This window comes from Bradyrhizobium sp. B120 (assembly GCF_049075665.1).
GTDB lineage: Bacteria > Pseudomonadota > Alphaproteobacteria > Rhizobiales > Xanthobacteraceae > Bradyrhizobium.
In genome coordinates this window covers 6,494,831-6,511,000 of record NZ_CP185242.1, presented here as the reverse complement: position 1 = coordinate 6,511,000, position 16,170 = coordinate 6,494,831, and the positions used below count along the sequence as shown (strand labels likewise).

Annotated in this window: 14 protein-coding genes; 3 read left to right on the top strand and 11 right to left on the bottom strand. The window is 65.9% G+C overall.

Features of this window, described 5'->3' with window-relative positions:
* Positions 1 to 23 precede the first annotated feature (23 nt).
* The 10 genes from ACOIX3_RS30235 to ACOIX3_RS30190 form a co-directional block, all read right to left on the bottom strand.
* Entirely contained in the window at positions 24 to 1,712 is a 1,689-nt protein-coding gene (locus ACOIX3_RS30235; RefSeq protein ID WP_420965606.1) for a SulP family inorganic anion transporter, read from the bottom strand.
* A gap of 162 nt (positions 1,713 to 1,874) precedes the next feature.
* Positions 1,875 to 2,864, bottom strand: a complete 990-nt coding sequence (locus tag ACOIX3_RS30230; RefSeq protein ID WP_420965605.1) for a hypothetical protein — start codon at positions 2,862 to 2,864, stop codon at positions 1,875 to 1,877.
* Positions 2,861 to 3,637, bottom strand: a complete 777-nt coding sequence (locus ACOIX3_RS30225) for a creatininase family protein (protein ID WP_420965604.1) — start codon at positions 3,635 to 3,637, stop codon at positions 2,861 to 2,863. The genes ACOIX3_RS30230 and ACOIX3_RS30225 overlap by 4 nt, the downstream gene beginning before the upstream one ends.
* Before the next feature lie 12 nt (positions 3,638 to 3,649).
* Positions 3,650 to 4,435, bottom strand: a complete 786-nt coding sequence (locus ACOIX3_RS30220; RefSeq protein ID WP_420965603.1) for a putative DNA-binding domain-containing protein — start codon at positions 4,433 to 4,435, stop codon at positions 3,650 to 3,652.
* Complete coding sequence (locus ACOIX3_RS30215) at positions 4,432 to 5,331, bottom strand: DUF692 domain-containing protein (protein ID WP_420965602.1); 900 nt, start codon at positions 5,329 to 5,331, stop codon at positions 4,432 to 4,434. The genes ACOIX3_RS30220 and ACOIX3_RS30215 overlap by 4 nt, the downstream gene beginning before the upstream one ends.
* Positions 5,332 to 5,434: 103 nt before the next feature.
* Positions 5,435 to 5,692, bottom strand: a complete 258-nt coding sequence (locus ACOIX3_RS30210) for a hypothetical protein (protein ID WP_021077200.1) — start codon at positions 5,690 to 5,692, stop codon at positions 5,435 to 5,437.
* A 184-nt stretch (positions 5,693 to 5,876) separates the two neighbouring features.
* Complete coding sequence (locus tag ACOIX3_RS30205) at positions 5,877 to 6,140, bottom strand: hypothetical protein (RefSeq protein WP_021077199.1); 264 nt, start codon at positions 6,138 to 6,140, stop codon at positions 5,877 to 5,879.
* A gap of 321 nt (positions 6,141 to 6,461) precedes the next feature.
* Positions 6,462 to 8,252, bottom strand: coding sequence for a thioredoxin domain-containing protein (locus ACOIX3_RS30200; RefSeq protein WP_420965601.1), 1,791 nt, complete (start codon positions 8,250 to 8,252; stop codon positions 6,462 to 6,464).
* 96 nt (positions 8,253 to 8,348) lie between these two features.
* Positions 8,349 to 8,813 (bottom strand): DoxX family protein, encoded by a 465-nt coding sequence (locus tag ACOIX3_RS30195; RefSeq protein WP_420965600.1) that lies wholly within the window; start codon positions 8,811 to 8,813, stop codon positions 8,349 to 8,351.
* A gap of 135 nt (positions 8,814 to 8,948) precedes the next feature.
* A complete protein-coding gene (locus ACOIX3_RS30190; protein WP_420965599.1) occupies positions 8,949 to 9,680 on the bottom strand; it encodes a cytochrome c biogenesis CcdA family protein in 732 nt (243 codons plus the stop codon).
* 190 nt (positions 9,681 to 9,870) lie between these two features.
* Between ACOIX3_RS30190 and ACOIX3_RS30185 the strand changes: the two genes are divergently transcribed.
* On the top strand, positions 9,871 to 11,916 hold the full coding sequence (locus ACOIX3_RS30185) for an adenylate/guanylate cyclase domain-containing protein (RefSeq protein WP_420965597.1): 2,046 nt from the start codon (positions 9,871 to 9,873) through the stop codon (positions 11,914 to 11,916).
* Positions 11,917 to 12,372: 456 nt separating this feature from the next.
* Here the strand turns inward: ACOIX3_RS30185 and ACOIX3_RS30180 are convergent, their stop codons facing one another.
* Positions 12,373 to 13,113 (bottom strand): FadR/GntR family transcriptional regulator, encoded by a 741-nt coding sequence (locus ACOIX3_RS30180; protein WP_420965596.1) that lies wholly within the window; start codon positions 13,111 to 13,113, stop codon positions 12,373 to 12,375.
* A 157-nt stretch (positions 13,114 to 13,270) separates the two neighbouring features.
* Between ACOIX3_RS30180 and ACOIX3_RS30175 the strand changes: the two genes are divergently transcribed.
* Together ACOIX3_RS30175 and ACOIX3_RS30170 are read left to right on the top strand one after the other, a co-directional pair.
* On the top strand, positions 13,271 to 14,302 hold the full coding sequence (locus tag ACOIX3_RS30175; protein ID WP_420965595.1) for a TRAP transporter substrate-binding protein: 1,032 nt from the start codon (positions 13,271 to 13,273) through the stop codon (positions 14,300 to 14,302).
* Positions 14,303 to 14,311: 9 nt separating this feature from the next.
* Positions 14,312 to 16,168 (top strand): TRAP transporter large permease subunit, encoded by a 1,857-nt coding sequence (locus ACOIX3_RS30170; protein WP_420965593.1) that lies wholly within the window; start codon positions 14,312 to 14,314, stop codon positions 16,166 to 16,168.
* Positions 16,169 to 16,170: the final 2 nt, after the last annotated feature.

The window sequence follows — 16,170 nt, the reverse complement described above, 5'->3', positions numbered from 1 at the left end:
CTCACCCGGGCTACGGACTAAATCTACGCCTGCCCACCCAGTGTACGGACCGCTTCATCGACGCTGTGAAAGACGTGGTCCCTCGGCAGCACGGCGTAGAGATCGAAGCGCTCGAACGCCTCCTGGGCGCGGGAGGATTCGAGCCGCGCCACCGCCAATGTCACGCCGTCATCGCGGCATTCGCGAAACAGGTCGCGCAGCGCCTGCGCCGCCGTGAAGTCGATCTCGATCATGCCGCTGGCCTCGATCACCAGCAGTTTCGGCTTGGGTGTCGCGTGGCCGATGGTCTTGAGCACGCCGCTGTGAAAACCTTCCGCGTTGAGGAACGACAACGGGGCCTGCAGGCCGACCACGGCGATGCCGGGCTTGCGTTCGCCGGTGACGTGCGGGCCGGTCGGCCACCAGATCGTGGTGCCCGGCACGTGGACGAATTCCACCAGCTGGCCGCGCGTCGTGGTCCAGATGCCGTGCAGCAGCGACAGCGCGATGCCGACCGCGACGCCTTGTTCGATCGGCAGCACGATGATCGCGGCCGCCGTCGCCACCACCAGCAGGAATTCGTAGAACGATTGCTGGAAGATCGAGACGATCTGCTTCACGCGGATGATGCGCAGCGCCACGAACAGCAGGACGCCGCCGAGCGCCGCATCAGGCACGTGCTGCAGCAGCGTCGCACCGAACGCCAGCAGCGCGAGCACGATGGCGGCGGCAAATAGCCCGGCGAGCTGCGTGCGTCCGCCGGTCTCCGAGACGATGCCGGTGCGCGGCGGACTGGCGTTGACGGGGAAGGCGCCGAACAGGCCGGCGAGCAGGCTGCCGGCACCGGCGCCGAGGAAGTCGCGGTCGACGTCGGCCGGCTTGTCCGGATCTGATAGAAATGAGCGCGTCGTCGCCGCGGTCTGCACCATGACGACGATCGCGATCAGGATCGCCAGCGACAACAATTTGATCCATCGCTCCGGTGCGATGTCCGGAAACGATGGCGTTGGCAGCGACCCGGGCACGGTGCCGACCACCTTGACGCCCTTGCTTTCGAGATGGCCGGCGACGACCGCGATGGTGGCCACCACAAGGCCGATCAGCGCGCCGGGGATCCGCGCGCTGATCTTCTCCGATCCGGCAACCAGCGCCAGCACGCCGAGGCCGATCGCCAGCGTGTAGGCATTGGTCTGGCCGATCTTCTCGGTGAGCACCCCGAGCTTGTAGAGCGTCGGCCCGTCCGGCGTGGTCAGGCCAAGCACGCCGGGTAATTGCGAGACCAAGATATGGACGGAGATGCCGGCGAGGAAGCCGACCGTCACCGGCGTCGACAGCAGATTGGCGATCCAGCCGAGCTTGAACAGGCCGCCGGCGATCATGATCGCGCCGACCATCAGCGCCAGTGCCATCGCGAGCGACTGATAGTCGGGCGAGCCAGCGGTTGCCATCAGCGCCAGGCCGGCCGCGAAGATCGGCGTGATCGTGGAATCGGCGCCGCAGGACAGGAAGCGGTTGGCGCCGAACATCGCAAAGCCGAGCGAGCCGGCCATGAAGGCGAAGAATCCGATCTGCGGCGAGAAGCCGCCGAGCCGGGCGGTCGCCATCTGCTCCGGAATTGCGATCGCGGCGAGCGTCAGCCCGGCGATCAGATCGCCCGGCAGGTCGCCCGGACGGAACGCGCTGAGCGAACGGAAGATCGGCCAGTTGGCGGGTGTCTGATGAACGTCGGCCATCGGTCTCCCGTGAGGATTGCGGCGATTCGCCGATAGTCCGACATCGTGCCGGCAAAATCCAGCGCAGTTGGGCTGTGTGCAGCCGCGAAGCGGGGCGCTGCAGCATGATCCGGAAAAGTGCGAAGCGGTTTTCCGTACAGATCATGCTCAAAAAAGCGCGCTTCAGCGCGCGCGCGCTTCGGTGATCGCCTTGCGGATATCGGCCAGCGGTGCGCGGTCGTCGAATTCGACGCTGTCGCCCTGCAGCCTGACGCCGAGGTCGCGCCACAGTCCGGCGAGATCGGGCGTCACGGGTTTCGATCCCCATTCGTCGTGCAGCCGCGTCAGCACGTCGACGCCGACCGCCTTGTCGGCGGTCGAGAGCACCCGCGCGATCGGCCAGTCCTTTTCGTGGTTGCCGCCGGCGGCGAGCACGCCGCGCATCGCGTCCTGCAGGCCGAATTTGTTGCCGGTGCGCTTGCGGATCTCGACATCGGCGAACAGGCAGAACATCGCGCCGCCCCAGTATTTCCGGCCCCAGGTGTCGGTCTTGTCAAGGCCCTCGTCGCCGGCCTGCGGCAGGCCCTTGGGCATGTCGCGCAGCATCGCCAGCCAGATTTCCCGCGCCGTGAGATCGCCGGCCTGCACCCGCGCGACCGGCTCGACATAGACCGCGAGCCCTTCCGACAGCCAGGCATAGCGGTCGTCGAGATCGGGCAGGGCGGTGTGCACCATCTCGTGCACGATCACCCAGTCGCGCTTGAGATCGTCGACGCCCGCGTCGCGGCCGATCGGCAGCCGGATCGCCGCGCCACGATAGCCCCATGTGGTGCCGCCGCGCACGCGCGAACCGTCGACCGGCACGATCAAGAGCCGCAACGAGCTGACGGGAAATCGGCCGTAATAGATCGAGACGGCGCGGGCGGACGCCTTGATCCAGTCGAATATCTTGTCCTTCGGCAGCGCCATCTCGCCGGGTGCGAACCCGACATGGATGGTGGCGCCGGCGACGTCGAGATCGGTCTTGGGCAGCCGGTCGAAGGCGTCGTAAGGCATGCCCTCGCCGCGCATGAACTCGGACTGCGCCCTGACGTGGCACGATGCGATGCCGATGAGGATTGCCGCGACCAGCATCGCGCCAGCGATCACGCGATAGGTCGGGATGCTCTTCATCGCGGCGTGCCGCGCCGCTGTGGCTTGGCGTTCTCGCCAAGGGCCGCAGTCACCTGATCGCTGAGATCGTCGAGTATAGCCGCGAGCAGCGCCTCGCCCTTGGCTGATGTCGCGAGCGTCGGATCGCCGTAACTGCCGGAGCGGCTGTAGTTCGGCGAAGTGCTGTCCGACGGCGTCAGGCGGCCGGGCACCTCGCGCCGCAGGGCGGGGCTGGCTTCGGCGCGTTTCGGATCGACCACGTCCGGAGCCAGCGCCAGCATCAGGGATGTCTCCAGCTCGTCGGCATGGCTGCCATGGCGTTGCTCGGAGATCTGCTCGGCGATGCGGCGGAAGCGCGGGCCCTCGTAGAGCCGCAGATGCCTCACCCGCGCCGGCTCGAAGGGCGCCAGCGCGCGTTCGACCGGAGCCAGCGTGCTGATCCCCGTGTTGAGCACGAACAATGTGCGGACGCCGCTGTCGAGGATGCCGGCGGCGATCTCATGCACCATGGCTTCGAACGTCGCGGCCGACAGGCTGGCGCTGCCGGCATATGCGACGAAGGCAGGGTAGTGACCGTAGGTGACGGTCGGCCAGATCAGCGCATCGAAGCGTTCGGCGAGATGCGCTGCAAACCACTCGGCCTGTAAGCGGTCGGTGTTGAGCGGCAAATGGAAGCCGTGCTGCTTGGCCGCGGCGCCGATCGGCAGGATCGCCGGCCGCTCAGCCGCAATTCGCCGCGCGACCTCGTCCCAGGTGAGGCGTTCGATGCAATGGCTGGCGATGCCGGCGCCCATGTCGCGGGCCCTCTATTTGCGGATGGAAGCCGCCATCAGAAGTCCCGCCGTGATCCAGCCATGCAGATAGCCGGCGCCGCGCGCTGCGGCATTGTCGGGATCGTCGTAGGTCGCGAGCATCTCGCAGAGCACGCCGAAAGGAACGCCATCGGAGGCTTCGTCCCACATCATCGCTTCCTCCGTCGGCAGCTCGCGGAACATCGGCGTGGTGTCCTGGCGCCAGATCAGGAGGCGGGCGGGCTCGGCGAGCGCCTCCGCCTCGGGCGGCGTCTCGTCGTTCTTCAGGGCCATCCAGATCGCAGCCGCATTGGTCGACAGGTCGACCCTCGCAGCGCTCGGATGCGGCTGGAACACCAGGTCGTTCCACTGCTCGGGCGCGAAGCCAGCCATCGCCTCCAGCGCCAGCACGGCGCCCTCGGCGGCGTCGAAGGCGTCGTTCAACGCCTTCTCCAGCGCGGCGAGGTCGGCGAGCACGGGATGGTTGCTGTACGGGTCGGTGGCCTTCAGGAAGTCCGGCAATCCTTGCGAGAACCAGCGCAGGTTCGGATGCTCGGACGGCCGGGCCTTGACGTAGGCATGACCCATTTCGTCGAACATCTCGTCGCCGAGAAAGCGATGCAGCAGCTCGTGGTCGTTGCGCATCGCCTCGACCAGCCGCGAGCCGTAGGCATGGCGATAGACGCCGAACAGCGTTGCGCGCGTCTCCTTGGGGCTGTCGAGGATTTCGGTCAGGATGCCGTCGTCGCCGCTCAGGATGGCGTGCTGAAACTCGCTCTGCTGGCGCGCGAAGTCGCTCATACCGCCGGCGCGCCCATCGGCAGCACCTGCTCGGCGATCTCGCGGGTGCGCTCGACCTCGCGCAGCAATTCGTCGAGCGGCGGGATGTTGTCGTCGCGCTCGATCATGGTCGAGACGCGTCCGAACCGCTTCAGCGCCGCAACATAGAGGTCCCAGACATCCTCGCACACCGGATGGTCGTGCGTGTCGATGATGTGGGTGCCCATATGGCTGTGGCCCGCCATGTGGAATTGCACCACGCGATCGGGCGGAATGCCGTTGAGGAAGGCCATCGGATCGTAGCCGTGGTTGAAGGCGCTGACATAGACATTGTTGATGTCGAACAGCAGCCAGCAGCCGGAGCGGCGCGACAGCTCGGAGAGGAATTCCCACTCCGTCATCTCGCAATTGTTGAACTGCACATAGGTCGAGACATTCTCGAGCACGATGGCGCGGCCGAGCAAATCCTGCACCAGTTGCACCCGGCTCACGACGTGATCGAGCGCCTCCTGCGTATAGGGGATCGGCAGCAGGTCGTGCAGGTTCTTGCCGTGCACGCCAGTCCAGCACAGATGGTCGGACACCCATTTCGGCTGCACGCGCGCCGCGAGGTCCTTCAGGCCCTGCAGATAGTCGAAGTTCGGCGGCGCGGTGGAGGCGATCGACAGCGAGACGCCGTGCATCACCACGGGATAGCGCGCGCAGATCCGGTCGAGGATGCGCAGCGGCTGGCCGCCCGGCAGCATGTAGTTCTCGCTGATCACCTCGAACCAGTCGATCGGCGGATTGCCGTTCAGGATCTCGTCGTAGTGCTGGGCGCGCAGGCCGAGGCCGAAGCCGAGGAAGGGCGGCTTGGCCGATTGCAGCGGGCGCTCTGCGAGCACCGACTTGTCCGGTGATCGGCTCGCAACGTTCATGGCGGCTCCGCGCTTCCGGCGCCAGGATCGTGGCGCCCAACTTCAAAAAACTATCATGGAAACGAGGCCCGGCCTACACCGGGCCCCGCTTGGTCCGATCCGTTCACCCGGCCTTGAACTTGCCCTTCGCCGCGGTGCAGTCGGCCTTCGTCATCTCGGCAAAGCCCTGGCCCTTGCAGGCATTCTGACCCTTGCAGGCGTGGTTGCCGCCCTTGCAGGCGCTCTGGCCCTTGCATGCATTGGCGCCAACGCACTTGCCTTCGCTCGCAGCGTAGGACTGCGTCGACACCACGGCTCCGGCCAGGAAAAGCGTCGCTGCGGCGGCGGCGAGGGTGGCGCCGGACTTGGTTGTAAGCTTCATGAGCGTCTCCTTGTGCAAGATGGTTGAAGGTGCGCCGCCTGCAAACCGTCTGAGTTGGCCGAAGGCTGCACCCAAAGATAGCTACGGATATGGTCCGCTTTGGTTACCCCGTGCCGGGATCATTTATCCGCGCCGTGGCGTGAAAAGGCCCGGCGCCGTCGCCGGGCCTCCTGGGATGGTGCGATCAGCCCTTGACGAACTTGCCGCCCATCGCGTTGCACTGCTTTTCGGAGCTCAGCGAGAAGCCGGTGCCCTTGCAGGCGTTCAGGCCCTTGCACGAATTGGCGCCGCCCTTGCAGGCGCTCTGGCCCTTGCAGGCATTGCCGGCCATGCACTTGCCCGTGGCGGCATTCGCGGCCGTCGAGGTGGTCGAAACCACCGAGCCGGCGAGGAACAGGGTGGCCGCAGCGACGGCGAGCGTTGCGCCGGACTTCGAACTCAACTTCATGACGATCTCCTCGGTGATTGTTTAAAAGCAATAAATGTGGCGCCGTGAGCATCCGACGATCGTTCGATCCCGGACCGCACAACGGATGGACATTCGGAGAACAATCAGATCGCAGGGGCGTCCGCGGTGCGGTGCTTCCCGCGATTTGAGTGCTCGTCCAAGATCAGCTACGGGGTATCAGGCGGTTTGGTTACAGCGTTTCAAAAGAAAATTTTGTTTGGGCCGGGTCTGACGCCCGCTCCATGTCAAACACCGCCGGCCAAAGAGTATTTCATTGCGCCAGGCCGACCGGCTTGCTGCGTTGCACAGTCTGCATTTTAATCAGTTTTGCGCGGCGCGCGCCGGCTTCAGCTTCGCCATCTGCGCCACGTTCGCCTGCAATTCCTCGGCGCTGAACGCCGGGAACGAGCAGATGCGGTTGCTGCAGGCGAAGGCCGCGGGCTCGCCGAGGTCGGGGTAGTCGACGTCCGGGTTGGGCAGCTTGCCCTCGCGCAGGTCGAGCCATTCGAGCCGCTTGTAGCGGGCGGGCAGGGCGCGCGCGATCGCATGCAGGCGCTGCGCGCGGGCGTCGTCCTTGTGTCCGACGATGGTGACATGCGTCGGCTCGGTGGCGAACTCCTCATCGGCGAGCAGCACGCCTGGCATCGGCCGCGGCATCTCGGCCGATGCTGCACCGAGATAGCGCATCGCGTGCGCGGCCAGTTCACGGGTACCGTCAGTGCCGACATAGCGATTGAGCATGTTCATGAAGCGCGCGACCTGGATCTGGTCATCGATCAGCTTGGCGGGCCTGGCGAATACGCCGGCTTGTCCTTCCGATGTTTTCGAGGTGAGGAAGCCGCCGGCCTCGTCACGGAACGTGGCGGCGAAGTCGCCGGCTCGTACCGCCGCCGTCAGCCAGTCGCGATTGCCGGTCGCGGCGTAGAGATCGAGCAAGGCCTGTCCCATCGCGACGGTGTCGCCGAGGAAGGGGCCGCCGCGATCCTTGTCGCCATGGCGGAAGCCCCCGTCCGGCAGCGCGCGATTGGCGAGCACCCATTTCGCGGTGCGCTCGGCGATCGCCAGCGCCTTCGAATCGGCGCTCGCGTCGTAATAGGCCACGAGGCCGGAGATCGCCCAGCCGTTCTCGCGCGCATAGAGGTTGTTGTCGATGCGCGGCAGGCCGAGCTTGCGGCGCGCGGCATCATCAAGCGCATAATAGGCGTGGCCGTCGACGTCGTGATTGAGATCGGCGTCCTGGCTGACATAGAAGGCGCCGTCGGGGCTCAGCAGGAAATCGGTCAGGTAACGTTCGACATCGCGCGCGGCCGCGAGATATTTCGCCTCCTTCCACTGCGCGTAGGCCTGGCTGTATTGCCGCAGATATTGCGACTGGAACGAGATGATCTTCTCGAAATGCGGATGGCTCCAGGAGCCGCCTTCCGAATACTGGAACACGCCGCCCCACACCGGATCGATCAGCGCGACCGCGGCATCGAGCGTTTGCCTTGCGCGCCGTGTTGCGGTGGCATCGCCCGCTTCGGCCCGGCTGATCGCAAGGTCGAGACTGTCGGCGTCGATGTATTTCTGGTTCTCGCCCCAGCCGCCGAGCTTGTCGTCGTAGGATTCGTCGAAGGTCCTGGTCAGCTCAGCGCGTTGCGTCTTGCCGAGAAAGGCCGAGGTGGCGGGCTTGATCTCGAACGCCTCGCCGACCGATGGGCCCGGCGAGGGATCGTCGATGATGGCCTTGAGCAGCGCCTGCATCCGCTCGGGCTCGATATAGCCCCTGATCTTGGCGATCTCGCTGCCGTCAGGCGCGAACACGATGGTCGCAGGCCAGCCCCAGTCGCCATAGCGGCTCGAGAGATCCGGATTGGCGTCCTGGTCGACGCGGACCGGGAGATATTTCGCCGCGAGCAGCTCCTGCACCTTGGGGTCGGCGTAGGTGGTCTTCTCCATCACGTGGCACCAGTGGCACCACACCGCCTCGAGATCGAGGATGACGAAGCGCTGCTCGGTCGTGGCGCGCGCAAACAGATCGTGGCTCCAGCCGGTCCATGCCGGGGCGTCCGCCGCAAGTGAGGGCGACGCGCTCAACGCCACGAGAATTGCGATGCTGCGGACAAGTCTCATGGCGCGCTCCCGAAGGCGAGGTCGTTTGAGCTACGGGGCCGCCGGGATCGGGGCTCGCCATGTCACGGCATTGTGAGCCGGCCTTGCGGGTTACGCTCAGGTCGGCGCCTTCTGGCCCTCGGTCGCGTTGACCAGCAAGCGGTCCAGCGAGGCGGCGCCGGGACCTGCGATCGCAAGCCACATGAAAGCGGCGAAGTAGGTCGCTTCCTCGAACCCGAGCAGCGTCTCCAGCGAGTCGACGTCACCCCATTTCGCCGACCTGATCGCGACGATCATCACCACCGCGAGCATCGCGGCGGGGATGCGGGTGAACAGGCCGAGGATCAGCATCGCGCCGCCGAAGCATTCGACGCCGGACACGAACGGGGTGAGGATGGTCGGGAACGGAATGCCCCAGCCGACGAAGTTCTCGGTGACCTGGGCGAGGTTGGTGAGCTTGCCCCAGCCGGCCAGCATGAAGGTGTAGCCGACGATGATCCGCATGATCAGCGGTCCGGCCCAGGAGAAATACGACGCGATCCGCGCCGGGAGCAGAATCAGCAGGTTTGTGATGAAATTCATGCGAAACCCTCCCAATATTCCGCCACGCAGCCGGCGCCGGCGTTCGGTGCGAACGCACGTCAACCGGCACGAGCCAAAAGCTACGGCCGCGTCATGGTGGGAGTTTCGCCCGGGATAGCGGGCTTGTTACGGGCCCTAGCCGAAATTTTGCAGCGCCGGGAAGGTTTCCAGCAGCCAGACGCTGACGCCCGACACCGCGCCGGTCAGGAAGCCGATGCCGGTGACCACCATCAGCACGCCCATCACGCGCTCGACGGTGTCGAGATGGCGTTTCATCCGCGCGAACACCGAGGAGAACTGCTTGACCATGAAGGCGGCGAGCAGGAAGGGGATGCCGAGCCCGGCGGAATACACCGCGAGCAGGCCGGCGCCCTTGGTCACCGTGGCCTCCGCGGCCGCAATCGAGAGGATCGCGGCCAGGATCGGCCCGATGCAGGGCGTCCAGCCGAACGCGAACGCCAGCCCCATGACATAGGCGCCCCACAGCCCGACCGGCTTGGGCGCGGTCAGCCGCCCCTCGCGCATCAGCAGGCCGATCCGGGTGATGCCGAGGAAGTGCAGGCCCATGATGATGATGACGATGCCGGCCAGGATCGAGAGCTCGGCCGACCAGGCACGCACCAGCCCGCCGACGATCGAGGCGCTGGCGCCGAGCGCGACGAACACGGTCGAGAAGCCGAGCACGAACATCACCGCCGCCGTCATCACGGCGCGCTTGGAGGCCGCGGTGGCGCCGTCCTGGTTGACCTGCTCGATGGTCGCACCGGTCAGGTAGATCAGATAGGGCGGCACCAGCGGCAGCACGCAGGGCGACAGGAAGCTGACTAGACCGGCGATCAAGGCGGCCGGGATCGTGACGTCGTGCATCAAGGAACCTTCGAAGATAGCTGGCTTGTCTTGGCGTGTACGCTGCCAACAATCCAGAAGTTTCGTCGCAGATGCATTCAACTATGGTCACAGGCCCGTGTCCGGGGGCTGCGTTGCGTCCCGGGCTGGTGAAACAATCCCGAATATGTTCCGTAATGCGGTAAAGCAACCGTTGATCCGGACCTCATCGATGCGCATCGGCATCCGCAGCGCCATCTCCGCCCTCGTCCTGACCTCGATCGTGGTCAGCGCCGTCGGCGTGCATCTGTTGTGGTGGCGCACCGCACAACGGGTGAGCCAGACGCTGGCCGACACCATCAACGACCAGATCGTCTCTGCGGTCGGCGACGAGCTGCAGTCGATCACGACCGAAGCGCGCTCGTCGATGACGGCGGTGCGGACGCTGTTGACCGAGAAGGTGCTGGACGCCCGCGACGCGCGCAAGCGGCAGTTCGTGTTCCTGTCGCAGCTGCAGTCGCAACCGACCATTTCGTGGGTCGCGTTCGGCTGGCCGGACGGCTCGTTTTTTGGCGCCCACAAGCTCGGCGACGCCGGCGTCGAGATGCTGACCATCTCGCCCGACCGCAAGCTACGGGCCGATCGATACGATTATGCTGGTATCGACATCAAGCTCAGGGACAGCACCGTCGAGGATGGCAAATACCTGGTCACGGAGCAGCCCTGGTTTCGCGATGCGATCGCAGCCCGCGACCAGCAATGGTCGACGCTGACGACGCTGCCCCGCGGCGAGCGGCTGGCCGCGATGCTGTCGGTGCCGATCGACGTCGACGGCGAGCGCACCGGCGTGCTCGCCATCATCATCGAATTGACCCGGGTGTCGAACTTCCTCTCGCAGCTCACGGTCGGCAAGTCGGCGGGCGCCTTCCTGCTCGATCGCGACGGTGGCGTGATCGCGTCCCCGGATCAGGACGCCGACGAACTGAATGCGCTGAAGACCGACCATCCGCTGCTGCCGGTTGCGGTCGCCGCGGTCAGGCAGGCCGGCAAGGCCTACGATCCCGGCGAGGGCGAGGCGTACCGGTCCCAGGTCATGCGGGACGGGCAGGCCTATCAGGCGGTGCTGACCCCGATCTCGTTCCCGGGCTGGTCGCTGGTGACGGTGGTGCCGGAATCCGAATTCCTCGGCCCGGTGCGGATGACGATCCGCAACCTCTTGATCGGGCTCGCGGTGCTGATCGCGGCCGCCGGGCTGTTGTCGGCGTGGCTGGCGCAGCGCCTGATCGCGGCGCCCCTGATCAAGGTGGTCGGCGAGATCAGGCATGTCGAGCGCTTCGACCTCGACAAGGTCGAGCGGCATCCGTCGCGCCTTGCCGAGATCGAAAACCTGTCGGGTGCGATCGGCGACATGGCGCAGGGGCTCGCCGCGTTCCGCAAATACATTCCGGCCGATCTGGTGCGGCGGCTGGTCAGCGACGGCAATGGCGCGCGGCTCGGCGGCGCGGTGCGGCCGATGAGCGTGATGTTCGTCGACCTCGCCGGCTTCACCGGCATGTCGGAACGGCTCGGCGATCGCATCATCCCCTTGCTGTCGTACTACTTCGACATCGTCTCCGCGGCGATCCAGCAGGAGAACGGCACCATCGACAAGTTCATCGGCGACGCCGTGATGGCGTTCTGGGGTGCTCCCGCCGCCAATCCGGACCATGCCGCGGACTGCTGCCGGGCGGCGCTCGCCTGCCAGCGCGCGGTCGCGCAGGCCGGCCTCGCCGACGACAAGGGGGAGCCGGTCAGGATCCGCATCGGCATCAATTCCGGCGACATGCTGGTCGGCAATATCGGCTCCGAGGTGCGGCTCAACTACACCGTGATCGGCGACGCCGTGAACATCGCAAGCCGTCTCGAGAGCACCAACAAGGTCTATGGATCGACCATCATCATCGGTCCGGAGACGCGGCGTCTGGCCGGCGACCGCATCGTCGTCCGCGAGCTGGACCGGCTCGCCGTTTACGGCCGCGCCGGCGGGCTGGAAATCTACGAGTTGATCGCAATGGCCGACGAGGGCGCGATCGCACGCGACTGGATCGCGCCGTACGAGGCCGGGCTTGCGGCCTGGCGCGCCGGTGATTTCACCGCGGCGATCGCAGCGTTCGAGAGGTCCTTGCAACTCCGGGGCACGGATGCGGCCTCGACACAGATGATCGCGCGATGCAGGCATCAGCTCGCCAACCCCACCGATGAGGAGTGGGACGGCACCACGGTGGCGCGGTCGAAATAGCGGCGCTGCTGTTGCTTTGGCGTCGACAAAGCAGCCCGACGGGCAACTGAATGCGAAGCTGCGTCCTCATCCTCACCCGTCATCGCCCGGGCGATGACAGCGCGTGGTGTGGCAACTTGAATCGAGAACCATCCTCATCGTCGTCCCTGCGAAGGCAGGGACCCATAACCACAGGGTTTTGTTGTTGAAGCGAGCTGCGGCCCCAGCGCTGCAAACCAATTTGCATCGGTGGCTATGGGTCCCTGCTTTCGCAGGGACGACGATTGGGATGTAGATCGCGCCACACATCCGATGTCGTCCTGGCGAAAGCCAGGACCCATTACCCCAAATGCAAATTGTCGGACGATGCTGGGGCCTCGATCTCTCTTCCCATACAAGCCGGTGGTTATGGGTCCTGGCTTTCGCCAGGACGACCATGGGGAAGCAGTGAGCTCATCACGGCCACCGTCACCAACATCAGCGTCGCTTGGCTGGACGTGCCGTCTCGAATTCCCGTCCCCGAATTCGCACCAGATCGTCGGCCGAATGCGTCAGCAGCACCACCGTGGCCTCGCGTGCCGCCTCGGCATCGCCGGCGGCGATCGCGTCCAGCACTGCGCGGTGCTCGATCAGCGCGCGCGGGCGGTGCGAGCCGGGGGCTGCGATCGTAAAGCTCTGGCGCAGGGTGATCTCGAACATCTGCGCGATCGGCCAGAAGAACTCGTTGCGGGTCGCGAAATAGATCGCCTGATGGAACATGATGTCGGCGGCGACGAAGTCCTCGTCGGTCCTTGCCGCGTCCATCCCGTCGCATCCGGCGCGGATCCGGGCGATGTCGTCTTCTGCGGCATGGCTCGCCGCCAGCGCTGCGGCGGCGGGCTCGACCGCCGAGCGCAGCTGGAACAGCTTGGCCAGATAGCGATCGATCTCCGCGGTCTCGAGGTGCCAGCGCAGCACGTCGGGATCGAGCTGATTCCACTGCTCAGGCGGCCGCACCCGCGTGCCGCTCTTCGGCCGCGACTCGATCAACCCCTTGCCGGTCAGCGTCCGCATCGCCTCGCGCACCACGGTGCGGCTGACATCCATCATCGCGCAGATCTGCATTTCCGGCGGCAGCGTCTCGCCGACGCCGATCTCGCCGCGCACGATGCTGCTGCCGACACGGTCGGCGACCTGGCTGTGCACGCTCCGGCGCAACGCGTTGGAGGTCTGGAACATCGGAAGCCTCGCTGCGGTTGGTTGCCTGCACCGCCGCCGCGGTGCTCTTGCGCAACCGAATACGTTTTGTCATACATTATGACAAAACGGATGCCAAGCTCACGCCGACAAGGCGGGTGGCCGAGACAACAAGATCCGTTCCTGGGGAGGAGCCATCATGATCTCGAAGCATGTGAACCGCCGCATCGTGTTGCGGTCGTCGGCTGCTGCTGCGGCGTGGCTTGCCGCGGCGCCCACGATCATCGGCCGTGCGCAGGCCGCGACCATGAAGATGCGGTGCTCGTCATCGCTTCCGAACGACCCCAAATACGCCAACGGCCGCGTCTACTACGACAGCCTCGTCAAGAGCCTGAAGGCGAACGGGCTCGGCGAGCAGATCGAGGTCACCTTCTTCCCCGACAACCAGCTCGGCCAGGAGATCGACGTCATCAACTCGGTGAAGCTCGGGGTGATCGACCTGATGGTCTCGGGCTCGTCGATCTCGGCGAACCTCGTGCCGCTGGTCGGCACGTTCGATCTCGGCTATCTCTTCACCAGCTACCAGCAGCAGACCAAGGCGTTCGATGCCGGCGCGGCGAAGCCGATCGAGGACGCGCTGCTCAAGGGCGGCAGCATCCACATCATCGCGTGGGCCTACAATTTCGGCGCCCGCAGCGTGCTGGCGAAGAAGCCGGTGAAGACGCCGGAAGATCTTGCCGGCCTGAAGATCCGCACGCTGCCCAACCCGATCATCACCGAATGTTTGCGGCTGATGGGTGCGGCGGCAACGCCGCTGGCATTCGGCGAGATCTATACGGCGCTGCAAGCCGGCGTGCTCGATGGTCTCGAGCACGATCCGCCAACCATCCTCGCCAGCAAGTTCTACGAGACGGCGAAGCACTACGCGCTGACCCAGCACATCTTCTCGCCGCTCGCGGTCTATTTCAGCGACACCACGTTTAATCGCATGGCCCCCAAGCTGCGCGAAGGCTTTCTCGATGCGGCGAAGCAGGCCGCGATCGAGACCCGCGCACATGGGCTCGCGGTGGAGAAGGAGGCACTGGCGACCCTGGTCGAGAAGGGCGTCACGGTCGTCGAATGCGACAAGGAGGCGTTCCGCAAGCGCGTGCTGCCGCAGACCGACAATTTCATCAAGGCGCGGCCCGAGGCGAAGGCCGTCGTCGATCTGATCCGCGCCACCCAGGCCTGAGGTCGGCGCATGTCAGTCGCCGCAGTTGCGACAAGCCGCAGCACTGACCGGATCACGGCGCCGCTGCTCGCCATCAGTGACGCGGTCGCCGCGATCCTGCTCGCCGCCGATCTCGTGGTGGTCTGCGTCTCGGTGCTGGCCCGCTTCCTGTTCAATGCGCCGGTCGAGTGGTCCGACGACGTCGCCCGCGGCCTGATGGTCGGGTCGAGCTTCTTCGGCGCGGCGAGCGCGCTGGCGCGCAGCGAGAATCTCGGCGTCGCCTTCTTCGTCGACATGCTGCCGCCGGGCGTGCGGCGCGTCGTCGACGCGGTCGGTGCGCTGCTCGTCACCATCGTCGCCGGCACCGTCGCGTTCAACGCCGTCAAGATGGGCTGGCTGACCACCGGCCAGACCTCAGGCTCCGGCCTGCCGCTGGAATGGACGTTCTATCCGATGGGCGTCGGCGCGGCGTTCATGACGATCTTCGCGTTCGAGACGTTGTGCGGCCGGCCGCTGCGCGACATGGCGGCAGGCATCGTCGCGACCGCTGTTATCGTCGGCCTCTATCTGGCCTGGGATGCACTCGCACCATCATCCGTGCCGTCATCGCAAACGTTCATGCTGATCGGCTTCTTCCTCACGCTGTTCGGCGGATTGCCGATCGGCTTTGCGATGGCGCTGGCGGCGCTGATCTTCATCTGGGTCGAAGGCACGCTGCCCGGCGTGATCTTCGCCCAGCAGATGGCGCGCGGCATCGACAATTTCGTGCTGCTGGCGATCCCGTTCTTCATCCTGGTCGGCTATTTGATGGAAGCCAACGGCATGTCGGTCCGGCTGATCGAGCTGTTGCAGCGCGCGGTCGGGCGGATGCGCGGCGGGCTCAATGTCGTGATGGTGATGTCGATGGTGCTGTTCTCCGGCATCTCCGGCTCCAAGATGGCCGATGTCGCCGCGGTCGGTTCGGTGCTGATCCCGGCGGCGCGCCGCTCGCGGCAGAACCCGGGCGGGGCGGTGGCGCTGCTCGCCGCTTCCGCGGTGATGGCGGAAACCATTCCGCCCTGCATCAACCTGATCATCCTCGGCTTCGTGGCCAATCTGTCGATCGGCGGATTGTTCGTCGCCGGCATGCTGCCCGCCGCGCTGATGGCGCTGGCGCTGATCGCGGTATCGATCGTGTTCGGCAAGCGTCCCGCCGCGACTGAGGAAGCCGAGCCGCGCGCCGCAGTTTCCGGCCTGTGGACCGGCGCGATCGCCTCGTTCGGGCTGATCTTCATGATCTTCTTCGGCTTCAAGAGCGGCTTCGCCACCGCAACTGAAATCTCGGCCTTTGCCGCGGTCTACGCCATCGCTGTCGGCAGCCTCTTGTTCCGCGAACTCGGCGCCAAGAGCCTTGCGCATTGCTTCGTGCAATCGGCTGTTCGCTCGGGGCTGGTGCTGTTCATCGTCGCGGCGGCGCAGTCGCTCGCTTTCATCCTGACGCTGCAGCAGGTGCCGCATGCGGTCGGCGAGCTCATGCTGGCGATCTCGGGCAGCCACGGCGTCTGGCTGTTCATGCTGCTGTCGATCCTGGTGCTGGTGGTGATGGGCTCGGTGCTGGAGGGCGCTGCGGCGCTGATCATCTTCGGCCCGCTGCTGCTGCCGGTCGCCGTCAAGCTCGGCATCGATCCCCTGCATTTCGGCGTCGTGCTTGTGATCGCGATGGGGCTCGGGCTGTTTGCGCCACCGCTTGGTCTTGGCCTCTACGGCGCCTGCCTGATCGGCAATGTGCCGATCGAGCAGACCATCAAGCCGATCTCGGGCTATCTCGGCCTGCTGCTCTTGTGCCTGCTGGTGATCGCCTTCGTGCCCGCCATCAGCACGGCCTTGCCGCATGCGCTCGGCTATTAGGA